Annotated in this window: 23 protein-coding genes; 15 read left to right on the top strand and 8 right to left on the bottom strand. The window is 47.7% G+C overall.

Annotation, left to right across the window (positions count from 1 at the left end; all coding sequences use genetic code 11):
- Positions 1-17: 17 nt before the first annotated feature.
- Positions 18-362, bottom strand: a complete 345-nt coding sequence (locus ACO08K_RS16170) for a DNA-directed RNA polymerase subunit omega (RefSeq protein ID WP_421797444.1) — start codon at positions 360-362, stop codon at positions 18-20.
- On the bottom strand, positions 322-1,176 hold the full coding sequence (locus ACO08K_RS16175; RefSeq protein WP_421797445.1) for an outer membrane protein assembly factor BamD: 855 nt from the start codon (positions 1,174-1,176) through the stop codon (positions 322-324). Before ACO08K_RS16175 ends, ACO08K_RS16170 begins: the two co-directional genes overlap by 41 nt.
- 284 nt (positions 1,177-1,460) lie before the next feature.
- On the opposite strand from ACO08K_RS16175, the gene rplM reads away from it, so the two are divergent.
- The 10 genes from rplM to ACO08K_RS16225 all read left to right on the top strand — a co-directional run bounded on the left by rplM (position 1,461) and on the right by ACO08K_RS16225 (position 10,863).
- Positions 1,461-1,910, top strand: a complete 450-nt coding sequence (gene rplM, locus ACO08K_RS16180; RefSeq protein ID WP_421797446.1) for a 50S ribosomal protein L13 — start codon at positions 1,461-1,463, stop codon at positions 1,908-1,910.
- Between the two features lie 39 nt (positions 1,911-1,949).
- Positions 1,950-2,342, top strand: coding sequence for a 30S ribosomal protein S9 (gene rpsI, locus ACO08K_RS16185; protein ID WP_421797447.1), 393 nt, complete (start codon positions 1,950-1,952; stop codon positions 2,340-2,342).
- 52 nt (positions 2,343-2,394) lie between these two features.
- Entirely contained in the window at positions 2,395-3,114 is a 720-nt protein-coding gene (rpsB, locus tag ACO08K_RS16190; RefSeq protein WP_421797448.1) for a 30S ribosomal protein S2, read from the top strand.
- A gap of 140 nt (positions 3,115-3,254) precedes the next feature.
- Positions 3,255-4,085, top strand: a complete 831-nt coding sequence (gene tsf, locus ACO08K_RS16195) for a translation elongation factor Ts (RefSeq protein WP_421797449.1) — start codon at positions 3,255-3,257, stop codon at positions 4,083-4,085.
- 138 nt (positions 4,086-4,223) lie between these two features.
- On the top strand, positions 4,224-4,937 hold the full coding sequence (pyrH, locus tag ACO08K_RS16200) for a UMP kinase (protein WP_421797450.1): 714 nt from the start codon (positions 4,224-4,226) through the stop codon (positions 4,935-4,937).
- Between the two features lie 362 nt (positions 4,938-5,299).
- Positions 5,300-6,727, top strand: a complete 1,428-nt coding sequence (locus tag ACO08K_RS16205) for a PQQ-dependent sugar dehydrogenase (RefSeq protein ID WP_421797451.1) — start codon at positions 5,300-5,302, stop codon at positions 6,725-6,727.
- Between the two features lie 67 nt (positions 6,728-6,794).
- Entirely contained in the window at positions 6,795-8,531 is a 1,737-nt protein-coding gene (locus tag ACO08K_RS16210) for a GMC oxidoreductase (RefSeq protein ID WP_421797452.1), read from the top strand.
- A gap of 4 nt (positions 8,532-8,535) precedes the next feature.
- The gene (locus tag ACO08K_RS16215) at positions 8,536-9,174 is read left to right on the top strand and encodes a gluconate 2-dehydrogenase subunit 3 family protein (RefSeq protein WP_421797453.1); all 639 of its coding nucleotides are present in this window, start codon (positions 8,536-8,538) and stop codon (positions 9,172-9,174) included.
- A gap of 121 nt (positions 9,175-9,295) precedes the next feature.
- Positions 9,296-10,354 (top strand): helix-turn-helix domain-containing protein, encoded by a 1,059-nt coding sequence (locus ACO08K_RS16220; protein ID WP_421797454.1) that lies wholly within the window; start codon positions 9,296-9,298, stop codon positions 10,352-10,354.
- On the top strand, positions 10,351-10,863 hold the full coding sequence (locus ACO08K_RS16225) for a hypothetical protein (RefSeq protein WP_421797455.1): 513 nt from the start codon (positions 10,351-10,353) through the stop codon (positions 10,861-10,863). Before ACO08K_RS16220 ends, ACO08K_RS16225 begins: the two co-directional genes overlap by 4 nt.
- Before the next feature lie 75 nt (positions 10,864-10,938).
- Here ACO08K_RS16225 and ACO08K_RS16230 read toward each other — a convergent pair whose 3' ends face one another.
- Positions 10,939-12,081, bottom strand: a complete 1,143-nt coding sequence (locus tag ACO08K_RS16230) for a tetratricopeptide repeat protein (protein WP_421797456.1) — start codon at positions 12,079-12,081, stop codon at positions 10,939-10,941.
- Between the two features lie 93 nt (positions 12,082-12,174).
- A complete protein-coding gene (locus ACO08K_RS16235; RefSeq protein WP_421797457.1) occupies positions 12,175-12,483 on the bottom strand; it encodes a DUF4365 domain-containing protein in 309 nt (102 codons plus the stop codon).
- Between the two features lie 389 nt (positions 12,484-12,872).
- Here ACO08K_RS16235 and ACO08K_RS16240 point away from each other — a divergent pair, with 389 nt between their 5' ends.
- Together ACO08K_RS16240 and ACO08K_RS16245 are read left to right on the top strand one after the other, a co-directional pair.
- The gene (locus ACO08K_RS16240; RefSeq protein WP_421797458.1) at positions 12,873-13,325 is read left to right on the top strand and encodes an Imm44 family immunity protein; all 453 of its coding nucleotides are present in this window, start codon (positions 12,873-12,875) and stop codon (positions 13,323-13,325) included.
- Between the two features lie 120 nt (positions 13,326-13,445).
- Positions 13,446-14,507 (top strand): gliding motility-associated C-terminal domain-containing protein, encoded by a 1,062-nt coding sequence (locus ACO08K_RS16245; protein ID WP_421797459.1) that lies wholly within the window; start codon positions 13,446-13,448, stop codon positions 14,505-14,507.
- Positions 14,508-14,529: 22 nt separating this feature from the next.
- Here the strand turns inward: ACO08K_RS16245 and ACO08K_RS16250 are convergent, their stop codons facing one another.
- Positions 14,530-16,104, bottom strand: a complete 1,575-nt coding sequence (locus ACO08K_RS16250; RefSeq protein WP_421797460.1) for a 4Fe-4S dicluster domain-containing protein — start codon at positions 16,102-16,104, stop codon at positions 14,530-14,532.
- 3 nt (positions 16,105-16,107) lie between these two features.
- Positions 16,108-17,457, bottom strand: coding sequence for an NAD(P)/FAD-dependent oxidoreductase (locus ACO08K_RS16255; protein ID WP_421797461.1), 1,350 nt, complete (start codon positions 17,455-17,457; stop codon positions 16,108-16,110).
- Positions 17,458-17,685: 228 nt separating this feature from the next.
- Here ACO08K_RS16255 and ACO08K_RS16260 point away from each other — a divergent pair, with 228 nt between their 5' ends.
- The gene (locus tag ACO08K_RS16260; RefSeq protein ID WP_421797462.1) at positions 17,686-18,420 is read left to right on the top strand and encodes a T9SS type A sorting domain-containing protein; all 735 of its coding nucleotides are present in this window, start codon (positions 17,686-17,688) and stop codon (positions 18,418-18,420) included.
- A gap of 272 nt (positions 18,421-18,692) precedes the next feature.
- Here the strand turns inward: ACO08K_RS16260 and ACO08K_RS16265 are convergent, their stop codons facing one another.
- Positions 18,693-21,134, bottom strand: a complete 2,442-nt coding sequence (locus ACO08K_RS16265) for a TonB-dependent receptor domain-containing protein (RefSeq protein ID WP_421797463.1) — start codon at positions 21,132-21,134, stop codon at positions 18,693-18,695.
- A gap of 264 nt (positions 21,135-21,398) precedes the next feature.
- Complete coding sequence (locus tag ACO08K_RS16270; protein WP_421797464.1) at positions 21,399-22,220, bottom strand: purine-nucleoside phosphorylase; 822 nt, start codon at positions 22,218-22,220, stop codon at positions 21,399-21,401.
- A 213-nt stretch (positions 22,221-22,433) separates the two neighbouring features.
- Here ACO08K_RS16270 and ACO08K_RS16275 point away from each other — a divergent pair, with 213 nt between their 5' ends.
- Positions 22,434-23,093 (top strand): peptidylprolyl isomerase, encoded by a 660-nt coding sequence (locus ACO08K_RS16275; RefSeq protein ID WP_421797465.1) that lies wholly within the window; start codon positions 22,434-22,436, stop codon positions 23,091-23,093.
- Entirely contained in the window at positions 23,093-24,133 is a 1,041-nt protein-coding gene (locus ACO08K_RS16280; protein ID WP_421797466.1) for an acyltransferase family protein, read from the top strand. The genes ACO08K_RS16275 and ACO08K_RS16280 overlap by 1 nt, the downstream gene beginning before the upstream one ends.
- Positions 24,134-24,328 lie beyond the last annotated feature (195 nt).

Here is a 24,328-nt window from a genome sequence, read left to right on the forward strand (position 1 = left end):
TCATCATTCATCACTTATCACTCTTGAGGGCGCTTCTTCCGCTCTACATAACGGAAAGCAATTTCGTTGCTGAGGAATTCCTCGGTAGCAATGATGGCCGGATTCGGCAAACGCTCGTAAAACTTGGAGATTTCGATCTGCTCCTTGTTTTCGCTGATTTCCTCGATGGTATCCGAATTCACCGCAAACTCCTCCAACTTGTTGTGCAACTCGTGCTTGAGGTCTACGCTCAGTTGCCGGGCACGCTTGGTGATGATGGCCAGTGATTCGTATACGTTAGCCGATTTGCGGGCCATTGCGTCCATGTTGCGGGCACGCACGTTAGGATCCAGACCTTGCACTTTGGTTTTGATATCGGACATTGGTCAATAATTTTAACTGTTTATTGGAATTATCCTGGATGTTTTGTACTTCTTTCAAGTTTTCAGACTTGGGGTAACGCTCCAGGAACTCAGCCGACAAACGGCGGCATTCCTTAAATCGCTCTTCCCTTTTGTCCAGAATACTGTTGAGCGCCAGATCGTAGTACGAACGCAGGATCATTAAACGCACTTCCTGGGCATTTTTGGTTTCTGGAAAATCCTTCAGCAGGTTTTCAAAAGAGCTTACTGCCGATTGGTAGTAGCGCAAATTGAAGTACAATTTTCCTTCTTCAAATGCCTTGATCTCCAGTTTCAGGCGCAAGCGGTCGATGAGCGTGTTGCACTCCGCCACCCGTTTGCTGTCTGGATAGGTATTGACAAAAAATTCAAACTCTTCGATCGCCTGATTGGTGTTGCCCTGGTCCAAACGAAAAGTAGGGGACTCCTGGTATTGCGCGTAGGCAGACATAAACTCTGCTTCTTCGCGCAATGGGCTGGCACCATAAGTATTGGCGAAAGTTTTGAAGTGGTACGAAGCCGATGTGTAGCTCCGCAAATTGTAAAAGGTGTAAGCGTATTTGTAAAACACGTCCTCTGCCTCTTTTGTTCCACGCACGTTGGGGATGATCATCTCCAATAGGGTTTGGGACTTTTGCCACTCTTCCGCCTGATAATATTCCAGAGCTTTGGCATAAATCTTTTTCACATCGCCACTGGTGCGAATTTGTTCAAACTCACTTTTGCAGCCATTTAGCCACAAAATGCTCATCAACAACAACGCCAAAACTGGTAAAATGGTGGTTTTCTTCTCCATAGGGCTGCAAAATTACTCTATTCTTGTGAATTGCGCAATTCAATTGGATAAAGAATCAATTACCGTACAGAGGGTTGGTTGGAGGTAAATAAAATTAGTGTTCAAAATTTTTACTGTTTTTCAGGCATTTATGAATTTAATCTTGGAATTTTTTTTTGAAAAAAGCTTGGAAGAAGAAAAAAAGCACTTTACATTTGCACCGCTTTAAGGGGAGGCGTGATGCCAGCTGAGCTAGAAAGCATTGAAAAACTGAATTTTAATTGACTTTACAAAAACATCGTCAAGTGGATACGTTAAGTTATAGAACGGTTCATGCGAATAAGGCAACTGTAGAGCGCAAGTGGTATGTGATCGACGCGGAAGGCGAGGTTGCTGGACGTTTGTTCTCCCAGGTGGCGCACATTTTGCGTGGCAAGAATAAACCTTCTTACACCCCACACTTTGATGCGGGTGACTATGTGATCATCGTTAATGCAGGCAAAGTACGCTTTACCGGCAATAAGTTGAACCAGAAAGAATACCAGACTTACTCCGGATTCCAGGGTGGTCAGAAGCGCATGGTAGCAAAAGACCTGTTGGCGCGCAAACCCATCTATTTGGTAGAGCGTGGCATCAAAGGTATGTTGCCTAAGAACCGCTTGGGTCGTGCGATGGTGAAAAAATTGTTTGTGTACGAAAGTGCCAATCATCCACACGAAGCTCAACAGCCGATTGAATTGAATTTTAAGAAGTAAACACAACCCATGGCTTAGCCGTGGGAACATCAAGTCAACATGACGACTGAACAAATTAATGCCACCGGGAGGAGAAAGTCATCTGTAGCTCGTGTTTACCTGAAAAAAGGTGAAGGCAAGATCGAGGTAAATGGTCGTGACTATAAAGAGTACTTCCCACAAACTCACGTACAAATTGCCGTTGTGGCACCACTGCAAGAAGTAGCAGTAGTCAACCTGTACGATATCAAAGTAAACGTTTCTGGCGGCGGCTTTAAAGGCCAAGCTGAAGCAGTGCGTATGGCCATTTCCCGCGCCCTGATTCAATTGAACGAAGACTTCCGCAAGCCATTGAAAGACCGTAAGTTCCTTACCCGTGACGCCCGCGAGGTTGAACGTAAGAAATACGGTAAGCCAAAGGCGCGCAAGAGCTTCCAGTTCTCCAAGCGTTAATGGAACTTGTATTTGTGGAAAAGTTTTCTTTCTAATTTTTCAATCCGGAATAATGGACAAGCCTACTTATAAAGAACTTTTGGATGCTGGCGTTCACTTCGGTCACTTAAAAAAGAAGTGGAACCCTAAAATGTCTCCATACATCTTCATGGAGCGCAAGGGCATTCACATCATCGACCTGAACCGCACGCTTGATGCCTTGGATCGCGCCGCTAATGCGATGCGCCAAATGGCCAAAAGTGGTAAAAAAATCATGTTTGTTGCGACCAAAAAACAGGCTCGCGACATCGTTTCTGAAGCAGCAAAGACGGTAGGGATGCCCTTCATCGCCGACCGTTGGCTGGGTGGTATGATGACCAACTTTGCAACCATTCGCCGTTCGGTGAAGAAGATGCAAACCATCGACCGCATGCTTGCTGATGGTACGCTCACCAGCGTAACCAAAAAAGAACGCCTGACTTTGACGCGTGAACGCGACAAACTGGACAAAGTACTGGGTGGTATCGCTAACCTGAACCGCCTGCCTGCTGCTATTTTCGTAGTAGACATCTCTCACGAGCACATCGCAATTGCTGAAGCCCACAAATTGGGTATCCGCACTTTCGGTATCGTAGACACCAACTCTGACCCAAATCAGGTGGACTACGCTATCCCTGGCAACGATGACGCTTCTAAATCCGTAAAAATCATCACTGATTATATGGTAGAAGCCATCCGCCAAGGTTTGGAAGAGCGCAAAGCCGTGAAAGCGGAGAAGGAAGCAGTAAGATAGCAATCGGCTATCAGCAGTCAGTTTTCAGCCAGATCCTGCGCCGAAAACTGACTGCTGATGAGATTGCCCCTGAAAGCTGAAGGCTCATTGCCAACAGCTCCCATTCCAACCATTCATCAACATATAAATCAACACTTACCATGAGCGTTACCATCTCTGCTGCTGACGTTAAGAAGTTGCGTGACATGACCGGTGCCGGTATGTCTGATTGCAAAAACGCGTTGGTCGAAGCTGAAGGGAATTTCGATACAGCGATCGATTTGCTGCGCAAAAAAGGACAAAAATTGTCCCTGAAGCGTGCCGATCGCGAGACTACCGAAGGTTGTGTGCTGGCACTTGTATCAGCAGACAAAACCCGTGGGGTCATCGTCAAACTGAGTTGTGAAACTGACTTCGTTGCCAAAAACGAAGATTTCGTCGCACTGACCCGTAGTTTTGCGGAACTCGCTCTGGCAGCGTTTCCAGAAAGCCAGGAAGCACTGTTGGCTTTGCCTTTCGAAGACATTACCATTGGTGAAAAAGTAACCGAGCAGGTCGGCGTAATTGGTGAAAAACTTGACCTAGTATACCAACGCCTGGAAGCAGCCATGGTTTGTCCTTACATCCACATGGGCAACAAAGCGGGTGTTCTCGTAGGTTTGAACAAATCTGCAGACAATTTCTACGATGCTGGCCGCGACGTAGCCATGCAGGTTGCTGCCATGCACCCAGTCGCCCTGGACAAGGACGATGTTGATGCAAGTGTAGTTGAAAAAGAAATTGAAATCGGTAAAGAACTGGCGCGCAACGAAGGCAAACCAGAAGAAATGCTTGAAAAAATCGCTTTGGGCCGTTTGAACAAGTTCTACAAAGAAAATACCTTGGTCAACCAGGATTTCGTGAAGGACAACAAACTGACCATCGGCGCTTACCTCAAGTCCATCGATAAAGACTTGGTCGCCACGGGCTTCAAACACGTGAAACTGGGTTAATCCAGAAAGGCGAATCGGAAAACTTTCCGGTTCGCCTTTTTCATTTATACTCATTTTGATTTTAGCGAAAGAATGCCATTAGGTGTTTTTCACTAAAACTACTATCTTCGATTTTGAATTAAAAATCAGCTTTGGCGCATGCAGCTCAAATACAAACGTATCCTGCTTAAACTCAGTGGAGAATCACTAATGGGTGATCAACAATTCGGCATCGATGCCAAGATGTTGATGCACTACGCCGATCAAATCAAAGGCCTCATCGACATTGGCGTACAGATCGCCGTAGTCATCGGAGGTGGGAATATTTTCCGGGGTTTATCTGCTAGCAAATCAGGAATCGAGCGCGTTCAAGGCGATTACATGGGTATGATGGCCACCGTCATCAACGGCATGGCTCTGCAAAGCGCCCTCGAAGGTTCGGGCATTTATACCCGCCTGATCTCGGCGATCGAGATGAAACAAATTGCGGAACCCTACATCCGCCGCCGCGCCATTCGCCACCTTGAAAAAGGCCGGGTGGTGATTTTCTCTGCGGGCACCGGCAGCCCCTACTTCACCACCGACTCGGCAGCCGCTCTCCGCGCCAACGAAATCAACGCCGACGTCATCCTCAAAGGCACCCGGGTAGACGGCATCTACAGCGCCGACCCCGAAAAAGACCCCACTGCCACCAAATTTGATACCCTCACCTACGCCAAAGTCATCAGCCTCGGCCTCGGAGTCATGGACATGACCGCTTTTACCCTCTGCCAGGAAAACAACCTGCCCATCATCGTTTTTGACATTGGTGATGACCAGAATTTGATGCGGATCGTGAAGGGAGAAAATATTGGGACGCTGGTGGAAGGGTGATTATCTGGTAATTGAATTAATCCCTAATGATTTTGGTGTAAGTCTCTTTTGAGTGAAGAGTTAAGAATACATGACTTATGAGTTTTGAAGTGGGGCTACCGCAACGACTTAGGTCTGGATTGCGTCTAAATCGCTGCGGTAGCTCACTTCAAAACTCGCGACTCATGTATTCTGAATTCGTAACTCAATAAAAGATAACTTTTTGCTGTCGCATAAAAAAAACGCAAACCTACCAATCTACCCCTCTCCATCGTCAAAAACCATTCGCCCCTCTCACCCGTTATTCGGCAATTTTATTTGCCCAAAGCCCTTTTGGCCAACACAATTCTTTATATTCGTGGCTGCACCCAAAAGTATTCGCAATGACCAAGTATTTCTCCTTTACGACACTAGTGCTCCTGGCCCTGGGCCTGGCCTATGTTGATTCTAATCAAACCGACAAGATCACCCAACAAAAACGCAGTCCCGAGCAAATTTTTAATGAATTGTGCTCTTCCTGCCACGGTGCATCTGCCCAAACCTTCGTAGACCGCCGTTGGAAACACGGCAACTCGCGCGCTGAACTCATCACCACCATCACCAATGGTTGGGCCGACAATGGCATGCCATCCTTCGGTAAAACCCTCAAGAAGAAAGAAATTGAGGGCATGGCCGACTACATCCTCCAGAACATTGCCAACATGGGCAAGTTCGATGTGACCAAAGTGACCCATCCCCGGCCCGGTGAAACCTTCACTTCGGAGGGCATGAAATTTCAAATCGAAAGAGTAGCCGAAGGGCTGGATTCCCCCTGGGGCATGGCCTTTTTGCCCGGTGGCGACATGCTCATCACCGACCGCAATGGCAAAATGTACCGCCGCAGCGCCGCTGGCGACCTACAACCCATCAGTGGTGTACCAGCAGTGGTAGCGGAAGGCCAGGGCGGCTTGCTGGATGTGGAGCTCCACCCGCAATTTGCCCAAAATAACCTGATCTACCTCTCTTATTCCATCGGTAAAAAAGAAGGTGATAAGGTATTGACCAGCACCGCCATTTCCCGCGCCCGTTTGGAGGGAACAAAATTGCTGGATGAAAAAATGATCTTCGACGCCCAGCCTTATTTCAGCACCCGCCACCACTACGGTAGCCGCTTGGAATTTGGCCGCGATGGCTACCTGTATTTCAGCGTAGGCGACCGGGGCAACCACTACAAAACCTCGCAGCAACTGGATGCTGGGGGAGGCAAAATCCACCGCATCAAGGACGATGGCTCCATTCCTGCCGACAACCCCTTTGTAGGCCAGGCTGGCAAAACTGCCTCCGTTTATTCCTATGGTCACCGCAATCCACAAGGTTTGTGTATGGACCCAAGCACTGGCCAAATCTGGGCCCATGAGCACGGCCCCCGCGGTGGTGACGAAATCAATATGATCAAAAAAGGCGCCGATTACGGCTGGCCGACCATTTCCTATGGCATCAATTACGATGGCACCATCATGACGCCCAAAACTGCCCAGGCAGGTATGGAACAACCCATCCACCAATGGACGCCCTCCATCGGTCCGAGCGGGATGACTTTCGTTAAAGGTGACCGTTATCCAGCCTGGAAAGGTAACCTTTTGTTGGGTTCCCTGCGCTTCCAATACCTGAGCCGTGTTGTTCTCAAAGACGGCAAGTTCCAGAAAGAAGAAATCCTTTTGCAAAAAATGGGCCGCTTGCGCAACGTAGAAATGAGCCCGGATGGCTACATCTATATTGCTACCGAACAACCCGGGATGATCAACCGCATTGTACCTGTTGCAGCTAACTAAGGGGCGATAAAAAATAAGTGCTCATTTTTCTTGAGCACTTATTTTTGCCCCACAACCCATACAATTCATGCAGATCAAAGAAGAACCCAAAACCTACGACGTCGTCATCGTTGGCTCCGGTGCCGGAGGTGGCATGGCCGCGTACATGCTCGCCAAGGCGGGCGCGAAGGTATGCCTTTTAGAAGCAGGTGGTTATTACGACCCTGCCGACCCCAAATACATTACCCAGCTCAAATACCCCTGGGAGTCGCCCCGCCGTGGTGCAGGCACTACCCGTGCGTTTGGTGATTTCGACGCTGCCTGGGGTGGTTGGCAAATTGAAGGGGAACCCTACACTGCTGTGGCGGGCACCGAGTTCCACTGGTTCCGCTCCCGGATGTTGGGTGGCCGTACCAACCACTGGGGCCGCATTTCCCTACGTTTTGGGCCCGACGACTTCCGCCGTGGCTCGATCTCCGGCATTGGCGACGACTGGCCCATTGGCTACGACGACCTCAAGCCCTATTACGATCGCGTGGATAAACTAATCGGGGTGTTTGGATCGGTGGAAAACTTTCCCAACGAACCCGATGGGATCTTCCTTCCGCCTCCCAAGCCACGCTTGCATGAGTTGATGATCAAAAAAGCGGGCAAAAACATCGGGATTCCGGTCTTTCCTTCCCGCTTGTCGATCCTCACCCAAAAGATCAACGACGAACGTGGGGTTTGTTTCAATTGCCACCAGTGCAACCGGGGTTGTGCGGTATACGCCGATTTTTCATCTTCCTCAGTCTTGGTCATTCCTGCCCTAAAAACAGGTAATCTTACCTTGGTCAACGGGGCCATGGTGCGCGAAGTGCTCACCGATGCCCAAACAGGTTTGGCTACCGGGGTTTCCTACGTAGATACCCTCACCCGTGAGGAAGTCAGCGTCAAAGCCAAAGTGGTGGTGCTTGCTGCTTCAGCTTGCGAATCGGCTCGTTTGTTGCTCAACTCCAAAAGTGGGCGTTTCCCTCAGGGTTTGGCCAACAGCAGTGGAGTGATTGGTAAATACCTGAATGACTCAACTGGTGCCAGCCGCTCGGGCTTTATTCCCGCCTTGATGGACCGCAAGCGCTACAACGAAGACGGCGTTGGCGGCATGCACGTGTATACGCCCTGGTGGCTCAACAACAATAAACTGGACTTTGCCCGTGGTTACCACATCGAATACGGTGGGGGTATGAATATGCCTGGCTATGGCTTCGGCATGGGCATGCAAAACTCCAATGGTAAGTACCCTTACGCGGATGGATCGACCAAACCGGCCGGTGGCTATGGTTCCCGCCTCAAGGAAGATGCCCGCCGTTTCTTTGGTGCCTACATCAACATGGCTGGTCGCGGCGAACCCATCCCCCTCGAGAGCAATTACTGCGAGATCGATCCCGACAAGGTGGACAAGTATGGCATCCCCGTGCTGCGTTTCCATTACAAATGGTCGGATCACGAGATCAAGCAGGCGAAACACATGCAGGATACCTTTGAACAACTCATCGTTGAAATGGGGGGTATTCCGCAAGGCAGAAAACCAGGTCCGGAGAATGATTACGGACTGGCCAAACCTGGGCAAATCATTCACGAGATCGGCACCGTACGCATGGGCAAAGACCCCAACAAGTCGGCCCTCAATGAGTGGCAACAAGCGCACGACGTGAAAAACCTCTTTGTGGTGGATGCCGCACCTTTCGTATCACAAGGTGACAAAAACGTAACCTGGACGATCCTGGCTTCCTCGATGCGCACTTCTGAATACATTATTGAACAGGTGAAGGCCAATAAAATTTGATCCAATGAAAAGAAGAGATTTGCTCAAAAATATCGCTTTGACTTCAGTGGGTGTAGCTACGGCGGCCACCGGGATCAATGCCAGTCCAACCCAGGATGCAGAACTGGAAGCGGGGAATAAGAAAAAAAAGAAGGCGGCTCCCGGGCGTACCCCGGAGGAGGTAGAACGCGACGCCAAACTGATGGCGGAAACCTTCTTCACGCCGCACGAAATGGCCACCATTACGGTCATTTGTGACATCATTCTGCCCGCGGATGCAACCTCGGGCAGTGCATCCCAAGCGGGAGTACCGGCCTTTATCGAGTTCATCGCCAAGGACATGCCCTACCAACAAACGCCCTTACGCGGTGGCCTGATGTGGATCGACAACCAGGCGATGAAACGTTTTGGCAAAAAATTTGTGGCTTGCACTGCCACCGAACGCATCCAAATCGTAGACGATATCGCCTACCCAGAGCAAGCCAAACCCGCCATGAAACAAGGGGTATCCTTCTTCAACCTCATGCGCGATTTGACCATGACCGGGTTTTATACCACGGAAATGGGCTTTCAAGATTTGGGTTATGTGGGTAATCAGCCGAATACCTGGTTGGGCGTGCCGGAGGATGTGCTGAAGCAGTATGGGCTGACGGGAAAAGAGTAAGGCGCCAAAAATACTTTCCTGTTTTGGTTGACAAAAACAAATTATTTTGTAAATTTGTCAACCAAAACCCAGTTTGTAAAACCACCACAAATTTATCTCAAACTGGGAAAGGAGTATTAAGATGGAAAATTTATTTGGACAACGGCTCACCAACGCCCGAAAAATGGCGGGATTGTCGCTACAGGACCTGGCGAACAAAATGGAGAATGCCGTGACCCGGCAAGCCCTCAACAAGTATGAAAAAGGGGAAATGATGCCGGGTAGTGCCGTATTGATTCTTTTGGCCAATGCCTTGAGTGTTACGGTTGATTTCTTTTTTTCGGAACCAGAAGTGAAGGTTGAGCTGAAGGGCATTGAGTTTCGCAAAAAAATATCCCGATTGAGTAAAACTGCCGAAGTAGCGGTTATCGAAAAGGCCCGCGCTTTTTTGGAAAGATATCTGGAATTGGAACACTTGTTGCAATTGCCCGTTCAAAGTCACGATTTCCACTACGAATTGGCCGTTCGCAATGGCACTGATGCTGAAGCCGCCGCCGAAGCCCTGCGCAAACAATGGAACCTGGGCTATGACCCCATCCCCAGTGTGATCGAAATGCTGGAAGACAAGGGCTTCAAAGTGCTCGAAGTGGATGCCGACGATGCTTTTGACGGGCTCAAAGCCCTGGTGCAAGGGCATCGCATCATTGTGCTCAACAAAAAACACAACGCGGTGCGCAAACGCTTCACCGCCCTGCACGAACTGGCACACCACAGCCTGACTTTTGATACGCGACTGGAAGAAAAGGACGTAGAACGGCTTTGCCATACCTTTGCCTCGGCAGTGCTTTACCCTGCGGAAATGGCCCGGGGCGAAATGGCACAGGAGCGTTTTCATTTTTTCTTGCAGGAACTGGAGTTGATCAAAGAGCGCTGGGGCATTTCCATTGCGGCGCTATTTCCACGTGCGCTCCACCTGGGGATCATCAACGCCAATACGTATCGACGGCTGAATACCAATTACCGAGTCAAAGGTTACCACCGCGACGAGCCGGGTGATTTCAGTGGTCGTGAGCGCCCCCGGCGCTTCATCCAACTGCTCTATCGGGCCATTGGCCAGGAGGTCATTTCGATCAATCATGCCGCCCATCTGGCTGAAATGAATTTGGGCGAATTTCGGGACAAATTGGAACAACTGGCATGAAGGACCTCATCATCACCGACACCAACGTCTTCATCGACCTCATCAAAGCGGGTGCGCTGGAGTACTTCATGCAACTGGATTACCACATCCTGACAACAGGCTTTGTGGTGAATGAAATCAACCACCCCGATCAAAAAGCCACATTGGAGCGCTGCCTGACACCCGAACGGGTCGAAATCATCGAATTCAGCGGCGAGGAGATGCTCAATATCCTCCGCTTCCGCACCCGCCGCAACCTCAAACGCCTCACCGATAAGTCGGTTCTTTTTCTCGCCGTCCAGCGCCAATGTCCCCTGCTCAGTGGGGATGGCGACCTCCGCAAAGAAGCCCAGGACAATGGCCTCACCGTTTTTGGCTCCCTCTGGGTCATCAATCAACTCGTAGAACAACAGATTTGTACACCCCAATTGGCGATTGCGCTGATTAGGAGGCTGGAGCGTTGTAATCCGCGCTTGCCGAAGAAGAAGATGGAAGAAATGGTGGAAAGATTGGAGGGGAGTGTGGTGTGAGGGGAAAGCGAATTATAGGTGATGAGTTGAACATCATTCAAGTAGGCATTAGGGAAATTTATGAGGTTTAACCGCTCAATTTGATCGTTTTTTTGTGAGAGCTGTAACAATATCTTCATCAGTCATTTCATGTTCAATTGAAATATGAGATTTTACAAATTCTGCTATTTCTTTAACGGAGAACCCGTCACTTATTTTTATATTGACTAATTCTCCAATTGTCCTTAAATCGTCGGTACATACTTGTAACCTCATCAAATAGAGTTTTTTAGCCTTCCCTTTAATGATTTCGCTGGATTCCCACCGAGAAGAATACAGTTCACAAAGTTTGTTGATAATTTTTATGTTTCCAGGATCATAAAATAAACCCTCTTCCGCCACTTCAATGGATTTATCTGGTTGGCATAGCTTATCATAGACTTCAGACAAATAATAGTAGTAATCACTATAATTAATTCTCCAGTCTTTTTCATATTCTTTTAACTCTAATAGAATTTTCAAAGACTTTTTATACTCCTTAAGATGATAAAGAGCTATCCCTTCGCCGATTAAGGCGTTCTTGAGCGATTGATCAATTTGGATCGCTTTCTTATAACAGTCTAACTCTTTTTTGAAATTTCCTATTAAACCATAAACATCAGCAAGGTTGGTCCATGCCTGCGGATTATTCTTATCAAAGTTTAATGCTCTTAAAAAATATACTTCAGCTAGATCAAGCTTATTCAGAAGCAGGCATGTGTTTGCAAAGTTATAAAATAAACTGCTATCTATTCTTTGCTCAGTTTCTATCAAGGCTATCCAGATATTAAAAGCTTCAAAAAGGTAAAATTCATTTCCGCTTGTTCTTCCTAACTCTGCTAGAATTGAGGCATGCTTCATTTTAAGGTCAGGGTAAAGTTCTTTCTTTATAGATTCATTAGATTCTAAATGAATCATTGACAATGCCTTTTGAACATGAAATAATCCAATTTTATATTGATAAGTAATATAGTAAGCGTGAGAAATGATGGCATGCCATAAAATATTTTCTTCTTCTTTTATTTTAGTCTTGCAGTATTCGATGGTGTCTTCAAATTTTCCGCTAATATACACAGACCAAATATGTTCAAACTCAAGATTGTTGAGCCTTGATAATGAAGCACTATATAAGTGGTATAATCTATGTTTTAAGGTAAATAATTCCAGTATTTCTTGCTTAATATGGTACCAATCTATCATGTCTAAATCATTAGATTTGTCAATATTGAACGTGAATTCTGATTGTGAAGAAGTTAAATCAAATTCATTTTTATCGAACCATCTGTAATAAGCCTATTTATCAGTATCGCAATAAATAACCACCAATATTGGCTCAAAGCGATTGTTCCAATAGTTTAAAGTAGATTTTTTCAATTGTGTTGTTGCCTTTACTTTTCCTGAAATATCCTGTTTCCCTTTTAACTGGATTGAAAAGTTCGGCCCGAGCACATTTCCTTTATTTACAATATTCACAGAATAATCAATTCCATAATCGCTGCTTATTGGGTCAGAAATCCATTCATCCGGTAGTTTAGCCTTCAAGTACTTTGAAGCCTTAGAATCTAGTACATGTTGATCAGGTCTTTGCGGAAATTGGTTCATATCTTAATGGCATTAATTTTTTGAATAAACATATACTGCAATTTATTACTTTTTGACCCTAACAACTCACCTTCTTTAACCTACTTCAATCGCTCATCCAATCTCCTAATCATTTCCTGCATTTCATCAAGCCTGGTCTCTATCCTTCCCAATCCTTCTTGAATCATTTGTGTCAAAGTAATACTCTGCTGATAAATGTCCTCATGCGTAAAATTGTATTCACGCATCAGCAGGTCAACAATACGTTGAAAGGATTTTTCATTTTTCCCATTTAATGCGGAACTGATTACCGGCTCACTCAGGTTAAGCTTTTTAGCTAACTCAATTTGATCTAAACCGTTGAAGCGACCCCCTGGGAACAAAGTTGATCAATAACTGATAGGAAAATCATGCAAGAACCAAATCCACAGGATACTAAAGATTTCTACTTCACCGCCATTGTATGGCATGAAGTGAGTGACAAAGTCGTACGTTTAAATCTCAATACAATCCGCGAAGCCCTCAACCAGAATATTTCACTGCGTTCCTACGGCACAGGCGTTCACGAAATTGCCTATATCTTTGTAGCTATTCGCCCTACTAACACTCGTCACGGCGAAATGATGCGGTACTACAAAGCCAAAAAGGAAGTCTTCATTCAGAAAAAACTACCTTTTGAATTGGTCGAAGCATACTCCGAAGCCGAAGTCCTCACTTTAATGGCCAATACCTACATACAAAGCCTGCAAGATTTGACCAAGCGCAAAATCAGCGATTTCGATACTAAACAACTGTATACTGATGTTCAGCAATTGTTTGAAGCAAAAGGATGGTTGAATGTGTTAGCAACACAAGCAATGTAAACCCATTTTAGGACAAGCCTTTATGTGTAAAGTGATTTTAGGACCAGACAGTGACCATTTTTCCCCCCAACAATTCCCCAAACTTCCCGTACCTTCCCCCAAGATCACAAGCACCACACCATGAAGCGATTGGCCCTCCTCCTCCTTGCCATTGCCCTGGCTTTGCCCCACTACGGCATGGCTCAACGTATCCTCAACGGCAGTTTTGAAGGCGCAGGCAACACCTGTGGGTACAACCTCAGCAATTCGGCATTTACGGCCCAGATGCTCAATGTGGTAGGTTTTGGCGAAAAAAATGAACTAGACATTCTCAATGCAAGTTGCAACTATGGGCCAGCCTATCGAGGAAATACCTTCGTGGCGTTGACGGCGATCGCGGGGATTACCGACGCCATCGGCTTACAATTGTCGGAGCCCTTGGAACCCGGCCAAACCTACACCTTGCAATTCCACTTCAAACTTGGGCGAATTGTGAATGGCCCGGCGCGTTTGTCCATTGGGGTAGCCAGTAGCCCCAATTCACATGGGGAGTTGTTGCATACGGTATTTGAACTCAACAACGATTGGACCCGCCGCCAGTTTCAGTTCAAGCCACCCATTCGGGCCGCCTATCTCACGGTGATTGTAGAATGTGCCGGAGAAGCCTGGGTTTTTGTGGATGATTTTTCATTGGTCTGCCCGACTGTTCAATTGGGTAGAGATACCACCTATTGTGAATTGGAAAGCAGGACTTTGGATGCTTCCCCAAAATTTGATACCTATCAATGGAGTACGGGTGAGACTACCGCCAAAATTGTGGTGCAAGACCCCGGGCTGTACTGGGTCGAAACCAAATTGGGTGGCTGCACCCTCCGCGACAGCATTGAATTGCTGGAAAAACCTACGCTTTGCAACTGTAACCTGTATATCCCCAATATTTTTTCACCCAATCGGGACCAACACAACGACACCTGGGGCCCAGTGTCTCCTTGTGAATTGCTGGACTACGAAGTACTTGTTTTTGACCGCTGGGGAGGTATGGTTTTTCGAAGTCAAGAAATCAGTGAACCCTGGGATGGTCAGTTTCGGGGGCAAAATGCACCCAATGGCATCTATGCCTACCGCGTTCGTTACCGTTTTAAAAACCTGGACAAGGATGCTCCAACGAACCAATCTGCCGGTTTGATTCAGTTGCTACGCTGAAGAACCTATAAACGTAATTTGACTAAAGTGTTGCCCCTTTTTCAACATCCAACCGGATCACCCGCACCGCTTCTGCCCTGGTATGCACATCAATCGCGCTATTCTCCAGCCTCAGCACTCCGCGGGGGCATACCGCTGCACAAATGCCACAACCCACACAAGAAGCCCGCACAATGTCCTGCCCCTTTTGCGCGTAGGCCCGCACATCAATGCCCATTTCGCAGTAGGTGGAGCAATTGCCGCAAGAAATACATTGGCCGCCATTGGTGGTGATGCGGAAACGGCTGAAAAACTTTTGTTGCAAGCCCAAAATCGCCGCCATCGGGCAACCAAAACGGCACCAAACCCTGCTGCCCATCAATGGGTAAAATCCTACGCCAATCACCCCGGAAAAAATCGCCCCGATGAAGAAGCCATACCAGGCCTTGAGCCAATCGGCAGGGATGAAAAATACGTTCGGGTTATTGGTGAAATAAGCCAGAGTGGTCAATACAATGATCAGGGTAAAAATGCTGCTGGCGGTGATTTTGACCGAGCGGGGGATTTGCTGCACGTACTTTGAGCGCAGCCACAGGATCAGCCCTAACCCCGCAAAAATGGCCAGAACCAGCACCAAAAACAAATCCCGCGTGACGTAATATCCCGCCGGGTTTTCGTGAAAAATGGCGAAGAGCACCGCCACCGTCATGATCACCACAAAAACCAAAACGCTATAGACCATCCAGCGTTCGATTTTCCAGGCTCGCAATGATTTGTCACTCAGTTGCCGGAAAGGATCGCCCACCGTTTCGGCCAGGCCCCCGCAGCCACAAACCCAGGAGCAATACCAACGTTTGCCATAAAAATAGGTCAGCACAGGAGATATGATGAAGATCATGGCTACGCCAAAAACGATCATAAACAGACCCACACCACCGGAATTGAGCAAATAATCCATTTGCCCCTTTTCAAAAAAATCATAGTCCAGTGGCCACATGTTTTTGAAGTCGTAGTAGGGCTGATTGAGTCGCTGCATGAATTCCGGGAGCAAAAAAGCAATGCCCGTTTGGAAAAACATTACCGAGCAGGTCCGCAAAACCTGGTAGCGGTTGTGGCGGTATTTCCAGATGAATTTGATGCCCATCGCCAGGATGCTTAGGGTGTACAAAACACCGTAGACAAACCACTGGCTGGCTGGTTGCTTTTTCAGGAATTGGCTCAAGGGGTCAAAAAAAGCGATAAGCCCCGAATTGGCTGCACCGTTTTGCCCCTGCCCCAGGTATTGTGGCATAAAGTAAAGGAACACGTAAAAACCCGTGATGAGCACCGCACTGAGCATACCCCAGAAGCCTCGATTGGATAGGGAATTAAACCAAACCCCGTTGTTTTTGATGCCCGCAGTATGTCCGGTATAGGTGTACCAAGCGTAGGTTAAAATTCCCCCACTTGTCAGTACCAAGGACAAAACCAGGAAACCAAATGAAAAAGGGAATTGTACCCCAAAGAGGCCAAGACTCAGCAGCAACATACCCAGCCCAGCCAGGATAGAGCCCAGTTTCTGCCCCAGATTCAACCCGTAATGGGCGCTTTGATTGATGATCGACAAATTTGGTTCCATGGATTAGGCTTGGCTTGATTTTAGGAATTGAAGGACAGAACGGAGGCTACGTTTGGCGCGGCGTTGAATACTTCTGCCGGTTTCGGCGCGGTATTTTTCCAATAATGCGGCTTCGTATTCAGGAAAAAATTCGGGGTCGAAGTTGGCCAACGAAAGGTCTTGCAAAACGGTTTCAAGTAGCGTTTTGCCCTGAATCCAACGCTCACAAACCTCCTGACGGTAACGAATACCCATGAGATTGAAGCCCAACACGGCATTGCTTGCTTGATCATGCACAATGCGGATGCTCTTTTTGCCATCCGGGTGCTCCCAATACAAACTCGCTTCACCTGCCTTTAACTGCGCTGGGACATGGCCATAGACCTGGTATTCGATGTCAAAAAACTTGGCGGAATTGAACCAGATGCCGGGCTGATAGGCCGTTTTTTTGCCCAAAATATTGTGGGCCACATTTTCACCCATCATCCTTCCGGTGTACCAAACGGGCTCGATGGCGCGGCGACCGGGGTCGGGTTGCTGCAATTCAGCGCAGTCGCCAATGGCGTACACATCGGAGGCGCTGGTTTGTAAGTAGGCGTCTATGAGTATTCCCCGCTGGGTAGCAATGCCACTCCCTTGTAAAAAGCCAATGTTGGGACTGACTCCGGCGGTGAGGCCGACGTAGCCGCAGGAGATGCGTTCACCCGTACTCGTGATGACCGCTCCAACTTTGCCCGTGCCATCGTCGATGATTTCTTTTAATTCTGTATTCAAACGCAAGTCGATGCCCTGCTCCCGGATGTGCCGGTTGATCATGTCCGATTCTTCGGCGGGGAGGGTCGCATTCCAAAAACTAGACTCCCGCACCAGAAAGGTCACCGGAATGTGGCGGGAGTGGAACATTTCAGCCATTTCAATGCCGATCAGCCCGCCTCCTACAATGACCGCGCGTTGCAAGCCGACGCTTCCTTTTTCCATTGCCTCCAGATCTTGCTTGCTGTATAAACCATGCACACCATGCAAATCCTGCCCTGGCCAGCCAAATTTGTTGGGCTGGGAGCCGGAGGCAATGATCAATTTATCGTAGCTGAATTGTTCACCACTGTCGCTGTGCAAGATTTTTGCCTGGGTATCGATGGACTGTATTTTGGCTTTTTTAAGCTGTATTCGATTTTTTTCCCAAAACCAATCCTCATAAGGCTGGATGTCCTTCCAGCGCAGGTGCCCCATGTACACGTACATCAGCGCCGTACGGGAGAAAAAATAGTCAGACTCGGCGGAGATAACGGTGATCTGGCAATCTGAACTGAGCTGCCGCAAGGTGCGCGCTGCGGTAATGCCACTGATGCCGTTGCCGATGATGGCGATGTGCATAGGAATTAGGTTAAAATTTGCTTTGGCGATAAAAATAGCTTACGAAGTACGTTATTGTCACGATCCCCCGTATCAAACACACTACAATATACGATGTAATTGTCCTATTGGGGACAAGTCATGTGTTAAGTTACTCCTAAACCTGGGGGTAAGTCTTGACCTTTGATAGCTTTACTTGTATTTTTGCAGTAAGTTATTTTTAATCCAGACAGTAACAAACCATAACCCATGAAACATAATTTACTTTTAATTTGCTTTTTTGTTTGCAGCCTGGGCTGTTTTGCCCAAACGAGTGGTTTGACCTTTTCGACCAATTCAGCCAAAAAAGATGCTGCTGTTGACCTGACTGATCCTTTCCTGGATGTGCAGGTACCTATCACGATTACCAATACTTCGAAAGATACAGCTAAAATCATCTGGCGCCGGATGGCGCTGACTGGGCCCAGCAAGTGGGGAACCCGGGTGTGCGACAACAATAATTGCTACGACGAGATTGTTTCTTCCAACCTCGATCCCAAGTTGAGATTGAACGAGCCATTTGTGATTCCTCCGGGTAAAAAGGCCGATTTGATCATGTACTTCCTGCCTTATGGTACGGCAGGCACAGGGAAAATTCCGGTGATTTTATCTTTTGCGGCTAAACCAGATACCGTAGTTGCTACTTTGAATTTTGAAGCCAATATCCGTAGCGTAACGACTAGTACTCGTGATATCCGCCTGGAAAACGTCCAATTGTTTCCTAACCCTAGCACCGATTATTTTCAAATCAGCCGCATCGACAATGTGGATCGGGTGATTTTGTACAATGTGATTGGCCGTAAGATGCGCGAATTTGATGCGCAGGAAGGTGCGCGTTACCGGGTAGCAGGTTTGCCAGATGGGCTTTATCTGGCGGCGCTGGTCAATGACCAAAAAGGGGTGCTGCGGACTTTGCGGGTGCACAAGCGGAGTGCAAGACCTTAGGTTCACAAAGACAATATTTTACACCAAAGCGACATTTTTTTCTTTGTGCTAATTTTTGTAACTATTTAGCAGCCGCCTGCGGCGGAATTTTTCACCACAAAGGCATAAAGACACAAAGACATTAAGCTCTAAAATGTTGTGTCTTTGTGTCTTTGTGTCTTTGCGCCTTTGTGGTGAAAAAAATTGAATATAAAATCCACCGTAGGTGGATGGGCACTAAATAGTTACTAATTTTTTTATTTTAGTTCCTATTGAAAATCGGAGTTATTGCCTTACTCTGATTTAATCCGTCGCTGCTCATCCTCCAATCCCGTGCTCCGACGGCGTGCCGCTTTCACTTCAGAATTTCCTAGATTGTAGGTAAAGTTCAACTTGAGGCGGCGGCTATCCCAACCTCCGGCGATGTCCAGATTCAAGGCCCCAAAGCGGCTGATCCCTGTCCACTTGTTGCTCTTGAAGATGTCACTCACACCCAGTTTGATGTTCCCTTTGTCCTTCAGGATCTTTTTCTGGATGCCCATGTCCACGCTCCACATGGCGTTCATCTTGAAAGTCCCACCCCACAGGCTGGGTGAATTGTACCAACCTGATACTTCGGCGGTCCAACCTTTGGGCAATGTGAAGGTTTGTTGGCTGTACACGTTGAAGGTGGATGCATTCAGCGACACAATTTTTCCCTCCCCAAAATCGGCCTGATTGCGTACGTGCGAGCCCGTCATGTTGGTGAAGCTGTTCCACCATTTTTTGATCTGGATCGGAGCGCTGAAAGCCACGCTGTAGGCGTACTGATTGGCCAGGTTCAACCAGGTGATGTAGTTCGCCTTAGTGCCTGCTGTGTCCAAAAAGCGGGTGATTTGATCCTGCGTGTGGCTATAGCTCAATGTGGTGTTGAAGCGGGAGCTGAAGGTATGGCGCAACTGGAGGTTGTGTGCATACTCCGGCTTCAGGAATGGGTTGCCTTGTTCGTAAGTCAATTCGTCCAGGCGGTTTTGGAATGGGTTTAAATCCTGGTACGAAGGCCGATTCACGCGGCGGCTGTAATTAAGGGCAAAGGTGTTTTTCTGGTTGAGGTTGTAAGTAACCCCACCTGAGGGGAAGAAATCGAGGTAATGGCGTTGCACGTTGTCGTCGTTGACCGGTTTGTAGGCTTGTAGGTCACCCTCCGAGTTGGTTTGTTCAGCACGCAAGCCCGCATTGAAGCCCCATTTTTTCAACTGACGGGAATAGGACACGTAAGCAGCATTGACATTTTCGGTGTAAATGAACTGGTTGCTCAGGTCGATATTAAGTACTTTTACATTGTCCAGCACGTTGAAAAAGTCGAAGGTGTTGTCGGTGCGTACGTAGGAAGCTTTGATCCCGGCGCCCAACTGGCCACCCCAAAGTTTGTTTTCAAAATCCGCTTTGAAAGTGTAGATGTCGATGTTGGTAGGGGTAGAGTTGGCGAAAATGCGCTCAGACAATTTCACTTTTTCGGCTGCATCGTAGTAATAGTTGGGTTGGAATTCCTCGCCCGTATTGCGGAATAGACCGTAGTCGGCATCCAGGTTCAGGGTTTTGCCCTTGCCATTGTCAAAGCGATAGTTGAGGTTAAAATTGAGGTTGTTGCGCTGGCCGCTATTGTCGCTTTTTGCCACCAGGATGCTGTCCAGCTTGCTTTGCCCCAGGCGGCTGATTTCGGTACGACCGTCTGAGTAGTAGCTGTTGTTGCCCAGGAATCCGCTGGCCAACACCCCAAAGGTTTCCTGTTTGTTCAAAAACCAGTCAGCTCCCAATTTGAAGTTGTGGTTTTGGGACACATTGCCCATGTCGCTTTTTTGATTAAAACGAGCTCCCAGCTGGTTGCGGTCCATGGTCATGTAGTTCAAAAACTCGTTGTCGGAGTAGTTGTAGCTGCCAAAGAGGTTGGTTTTTTTGTTGCGGTAGTTGGCACTGAATCCGCCATTGTACCAGGCTTTTTCTCCGGTGGAATAACCCAGGTTGACGTTGCCATTCGCACCGAGTTTTTTGTCTTTTTTCAAACGGATGTTGATGATCCCGGCATTGCCCTGCGCGTCGTATTTGGCCGAAGGGTTTGTGATCAATTCGATCGCTTCGATTTCGTTGCTTTGCAAGCTGCGCAGGAATTGGGCCAGATCGTTGCCTTGCATTGGTGAAGGCCGACCATCGATGTAAATGCGGATGCCCGCCCGGCCCAGCATGGTGATGTTGTCGTTGTTGTCGATGACTACCCCAGGTGATTTGCGCAAAAGATCAAAAGCATTGCTGCCCGAGGCGGTGATGCTTCCTTCTACGTTGAACACCGTTTTGTCGGGTCTAATCTCCAGCAATGGCTTTTGTGCTTTTACCGTAACCCCCTGCAATTCAGCCGGAGCTTCCTGCAATTTGATGGCAGGGAGATTCAATTCTTGTCCAGCTTGTAATTCGTGGATTTGGGAAAGGTAGTTTGGATACCCCACAAAAGAAACGGCGATGCGGTATTGACCGGGTTCTACGTTGGCGATGTGGAAAGTGCCGTCGGCCTGGGTGTATTCCAGTTTGACGACCGTTGAATCGGAAGCTTTGTGCAGCAGTACGTTGGCATATTCCAAGGCTTGTGCGCTGCTGCTGAGTACCTGGCCCTTGATATGGGCGCTTGAGTTTTGGGCAAAGGCCTTCCCGCCAAACAATAGCGTGGCCACCACCCAAAGGATGAGTGCGTGTTGTGTCTTCATGTGAATAACAGTCGGTTGAATGCGAAATAGACGCCAAAGCTATGTCGCAGGTCGCATTAGCCGCGCTGCTTTTCGATGAGCACAAGCAAACTAGAGATGAAATGGGATAAGTCTGGGGCTGAACGAACCTGATGATGCAGCCCAAACTAAGTGATTTCTGTATTCCCGAGGCCTCTGCCAACCCACGGATTCATCCGTGGGAGGCCACCAACTTCATCACCCCATGACTTTAGTCGTGGGTGGTGGGAGAGAGAGGCATAAACTTTACAACTCAGTCAACAACACCTTAATAATTCCCGACAATCTTTTTTCCGCCCCTTTCGCCACATTTACCACATCCTCCAAACTCGTCTCCCGGATGTCCTCAATCGGGTAACAACGATTCGTCGCCACACTGGCCACAAAAATTGGCAAACTCATGTGGCGAGCTACCAATACCTCTGGCACAGTAGACATCCCGACCACATCGGCGCCCATGATGTGGGCAAAATTGTATTCAGCAGGCGTTTCCAGGTTAGGCCCTTGCAAACCTAAATACACGCCTTCGTGTGCCGCAACCCCTTGAGTGCGGGCAATTTCAAGTGCACGCGTATTCAAAGCACGATCATAAGCATTTAGCATATCGGGAAAACGTGGCCCCAGGCGCTCGTCATTGTGGCCGCGCAGCGGGTTATCGGCTTGCAGGTTGATGTGGTCTTTCAAAAACACCAGATCCCCTGCATAAATATGCTGATTGACACTCCCCGCCGCATTGCTGATGAAGAGGCGCTGGATGCCCAGAAATTTCATCACGCGCACCGGGAAGGTGATTTGTTGCATGCTGTAACCTTCGTAGTAGTGAAAACGGCCAGCCATGGCGACCACTTTACGACCAGCCAGATAGCCAAAGACCAGTTCACCCTTGTGGCTTTCCACGGTGGAAATGGGGAAATGGGGGATGTCTTTGTAAGAGAAAACGGCCACCCGGTCGATCTCCTGGGCCAGATCGCTGAGGCCAGTACCGAGAATGATGCCAAAATCGGGTTCAAAATCCGTTTTTGAACGCAAATAAGAAAGTGCTTCCTGAATTTGATCGTAGAGCTGCATAATCGTAAAAATTGAAGCCCAAAGATAACAAATCATCACAGGGAAGAGCTGCTTTACTTACCTTTGTATGAAGCAAAAAATTACTTCCCGATTTTTTTTGAGGCTTTTAGAATAGGAAGCTCACTTGAAATGAAGTGTTCACCTTCCTATTCAAAACCCAAATCGGGAAGTTAATTTTTCTGCGTTACTTTGTAGCCAAATTTGGTAGCATCCATGAGAGTACTATTGATCTTTGCTTGCATCAGCTGTTGTTTTTGGTCTTGCAAAACCGAAAATCTGGAAATCCCCCAGGATCAGGTTGCTCAGGTATTGACGGAATATGGTAAAACCAATCCCGAAACTGAAGCCGTTATCCACACCAACCAGGGTGATATTCACCTGCGCTTGTATACCGAAACGCCCTTGCATCGCGCCAATTTTGTACGCATGATCAAGGCTGGGCACTACAAAAAAAGCCATTTTTACCGCATCATTGGTAGTTTTATGGTGCAAGGTGGCAGCGAAACCGAAGGCAAATACCAATACCTGGTTCCCAACGAAATCAGTCCTGAACGCCTGCACAAATACGGGGCCTTGGCCATGGCGCATTTCGACGAGGGCAACCCCAATAACAACTCTTCTGCCACTGAGTTTTACATTGTACGGGGTCGGCGTTTTTTGAATGAAGACCTCGAAGAATTGGCCGAAAAGTACAACCCCGAGCAGCTCAAAATTTTTGAAACCATCGGTGGTGCTCCCAACCTGGATGGAAAATACACTGTATTCGGTGAAGTAACCAAAGGTATGGACATCGTGGAAAAGTTGTCCGAAGTGCGCACCCGTGGCGAGGATGAACCTGAAATAAAGATTCGTTTTTCGCTGGAATTGAAATAATGCCTCAAAACGCTATAACTGTCCAAGCAACCCTGCGTCAAAACGCCAACATTGCCAGCATTGAATTACTGCGCGGCCTCGCTTCTGCGGTGGTTTGTTTGTATCATTTTACCAATGGCAACAACAACTTCATTTCCGAAGCCAACTGGATCAAAGCCATTGCGGGCAAGGGCTGGTTGGGGGTAGAAATTTTCTTTGTCATTTCGGGTTTCATCATTCCCTATTCCATGGCGCGGAGCAACTACCGTTGGCGCGATTTCCCACTGTTTATGCTGAAACGTTGGGCCCGGATTGACCCTCCTTTTTGGTTGAGTATTTTGTTTGTATTGGGTTTAAATGCCTTGGCTACTTTGTGGTTGGTACCATCTTTCAGTGTGTCCTGGCCGCGTGTACTTTTACATTTTGGGTATTTGATCCCGTTTTTCCCCCCTTATCAATGGCTGAATGGGGTGTATTGGACTTTGGGGGTGGAGTTTCAATATTACATCCTGGTTGCACTTTTATATCCCTTGCTCTTCCACAAGCGCAGTTTGTATTTCTGGCTTACGGCAGGGGCACTCCTTACTGTTACCATATTTACCAATCAACCGGCCTTTTTTTTCGATTACAGTATGTTCTTCATCCTGGGTTTTGCGCTGTTTCGGCGTTTTGATGGCCAGCTGAAACCCTGGGAGTTTTACCTTTTTTCTGCCATCGTTTTTTGGGTGATCGACTACAAGTTCAGTATACAGTATTTGGTGGCCGGGTTTGCACCCTGGTTGCTGATTGCTTTTTGGCCAGATTTGAAGGTACGTGGCTTGCGCTGGTTGGGTATGATTTCTTACTCCTTGTACTTGATCCATTTGCCACTTGGCAAAAAATTAATCCCCCTGGCGGCCCGCTACATTGAGGGAGATGGCCCACGTTTGGTCTTTGTCGTTTTCCTTTTTTGTTTCACCCTCCTGTTGGCTTATGGTTTTTATCAACTTATCGAGCGACCTGCCATGCGTTGGTCTAAGTTGGTACACTACGGGGAGAGGAAAGTGAAAAGTGAAAAGTGAAAAGCAGGTACACCAGCTGTTTTCAACTGCTTGGATTGATTTTTCTGAGTTTAAAGTTTGGATTTACGAACGAAGTACATTTCACTTTTCACTTTTTTCCCCTCCCACCCACCATTTTTCCCTCCACCTGCATCTACCAAGTAGTTTTTATTACATCATCTTTTTCCACAACAAAGCCAATTAGCCACTCAGGTA

This window comes from Haliscomenobacter sp. (assembly GCF_965225875.1).
Taxonomy (GTDB): Bacteria; Bacteroidota; Bacteroidia; order Chitinophagales; family Saprospiraceae; genus Haliscomenobacter.

Excerpts from the sequence above, each read along its gene's own strand:
- ACO08K_RS16170 (WP_421797444.1), bottom strand. The coding sequence starts at position 362 with ATGTCCGATATCAAAACCAAAGTGCAAGGTCTGGATCCTAACGTGCGT.
- ACO08K_RS16175 (WP_421797445.1), bottom strand. The coding sequence starts at position 1,176 with ATGGAGAAGAAAACCACCATTTTACCAGTTTTGGCGTTGTTGTTGATG.
- rpsI (WP_421797447.1), top strand. The coding sequence starts at position 1,950 with ATGACGACTGAACAAATTAATGCCACCGGGAGGAGAAAGTCATCTGTA.
- rpsB (WP_421797448.1), top strand. The coding sequence starts at position 2,395 with ATGGACAAGCCTACTTATAAAGAACTTTTGGATGCTGGCGTTCACTTC.
- tsf (WP_421797449.1), top strand. The coding sequence starts at position 3,255 with ATGAGCGTTACCATCTCTGCTGCTGACGTTAAGAAGTTGCGTGACATG.
- pyrH (WP_421797450.1), top strand. The coding sequence starts at position 4,224 with ATGCAGCTCAAATACAAACGTATCCTGCTTAAACTCAGTGGAGAATCA.
- ACO08K_RS16205 (WP_421797451.1), top strand. The coding sequence starts at position 5,300 with ATGACCAAGTATTTCTCCTTTACGACACTAGTGCTCCTGGCCCTGGGC.
- ACO08K_RS16210 (WP_421797452.1), top strand. The coding sequence starts at position 6,795 with ATGCAGATCAAAGAAGAACCCAAAACCTACGACGTCGTCATCGTTGGC.
- ACO08K_RS16215 (WP_421797453.1), top strand. The coding sequence starts at position 8,536 with ATGAAAAGAAGAGATTTGCTCAAAAATATCGCTTTGACTTCAGTGGGT.
- ACO08K_RS16220 (WP_421797454.1), top strand. The coding sequence starts at position 9,296 with ATGGAAAATTTATTTGGACAACGGCTCACCAACGCCCGAAAAATGGCG.
- ACO08K_RS16225 (WP_421797455.1), top strand. The coding sequence starts at position 10,351 with ATGAAGGACCTCATCATCACCGACACCAACGTCTTCATCGACCTCATC.
- ACO08K_RS16230 (WP_421797456.1), bottom strand. The coding sequence starts at position 12,081 with ATGATAGATTGGTACCATATTAAGCAAGAAATACTGGAATTATTTACC.
- ACO08K_RS16235 (WP_421797457.1), bottom strand. The coding sequence starts at position 12,483 with ATGAACCAATTTCCGCAAAGACCTGATCAACATGTACTAGATTCTAAG.
- ACO08K_RS16240 (WP_421797458.1), top strand. The coding sequence starts at position 12,873 with ATGCAAGAACCAAATCCACAGGATACTAAAGATTTCTACTTCACCGCC.
- ACO08K_RS16245 (WP_421797459.1), top strand. The coding sequence starts at position 13,446 with ATGAAGCGATTGGCCCTCCTCCTCCTTGCCATTGCCCTGGCTTTGCCC.
- ACO08K_RS16250 (WP_421797460.1), bottom strand. The coding sequence starts at position 16,104 with ATGGAACCAAATTTGTCGATCATCAATCAAAGCGCCCATTACGGGTTG.
- ACO08K_RS16255 (WP_421797461.1), bottom strand. The coding sequence starts at position 17,457 with ATGCACATCGCCATCATCGGCAACGGCATCAGTGGCATTACCGCAGCG.
- ACO08K_RS16260 (WP_421797462.1), top strand. The coding sequence starts at position 17,686 with ATGAAACATAATTTACTTTTAATTTGCTTTTTTGTTTGCAGCCTGGGC.
- ACO08K_RS16265 (WP_421797463.1), bottom strand. The coding sequence starts at position 21,134 with ATGAAGACACAACACGCACTCATCCTTTGGGTGGTGGCCACGCTATTG.
- ACO08K_RS16270 (WP_421797464.1), bottom strand. The coding sequence starts at position 22,220 with ATGCAGCTCTACGATCAAATTCAGGAAGCACTTTCTTATTTGCGTTCA.
- ACO08K_RS16275 (WP_421797465.1), top strand. The coding sequence starts at position 22,434 with ATGAGAGTACTATTGATCTTTGCTTGCATCAGCTGTTGTTTTTGGTCT.
- ACO08K_RS16280 (WP_421797466.1), top strand. The coding sequence starts at position 23,093 with ATGCCTCAAAACGCTATAACTGTCCAAGCAACCCTGCGTCAAAACGCC.